Source organism: Pseudoalteromonas sp. NEC-BIFX-2020_015, from assembly GCF_012952265.1.
Lineage (GTDB): Bacteria > Pseudomonadota > Gammaproteobacteria > Enterobacterales > Alteromonadaceae > Pseudoalteromonas > Pseudoalteromonas neustonica.
On sequence record NZ_JABCJL010000100.1, the window covers coordinates 1 to 569 of the forward strand.

Consider the following 569-nt stretch of genomic DNA (forward strand, 5'->3'; position numbering starts at 1 on the left):
GGTGGCTTTCGCATGCATTGCTGTTGCAGTGGGCATACTTTGCAATCTTTTAAGTAACCGCAGAATCGCGTGTATTCTTGATTGTGACTCTTTACATTAACCCCGCTTCGCCACATACCATTGCCTGCGGGGCAGAGGCAGGTTTGGGTTGCTTCATCATAATGGAAATCGTCTGAGGTAAATAACCGTGGCTTGCCTTTACTGCGTTTTAGTCGGCGTTTTTCTTGCTCTGTTTCATACGTTTGACTGTCTTTAAACAGCGGGTTTCGTTTTCTAAATTGGTTATCCGCAATATAAGTATCAAAGCCACTTTTCGCCATGTATTCAAGGTTTGCTTCGCTGTTAAAACCACTGTCTGCGGTAAATTTAATAGTGTGTTTGTCTGCGGATTTATCTGTGTTCAGTTTATCTAACTGCTGTTTTAATTGTTTAACCGCTGGCTGTAAGGTTTGTTGCTCACCCACTGAGCCCCATGCCTGTGCTTGCAGTATAACTTGGTGCTTGTCGTCATTTATTGCTATCCCGTTGTAGCCTTGAATTGTGCCTTTCGAGGTGGTCATTTTCGCGCT

1 protein-coding gene is annotated in these 569 nt (G+C 43.9%); it reads right to left on the minus strand.

Going from position 1 to position 569, the window contains the following annotated elements; all coding sequences use genetic code 11:
• Window positions 1–560 (minus strand): transposase (locus HH219_RS21740; protein ID WP_169328616.1); only part of this gene is annotated, 560 nt, incomplete at its 3' end.
• Window positions 561–569: the final 9 nt, after the last annotated feature.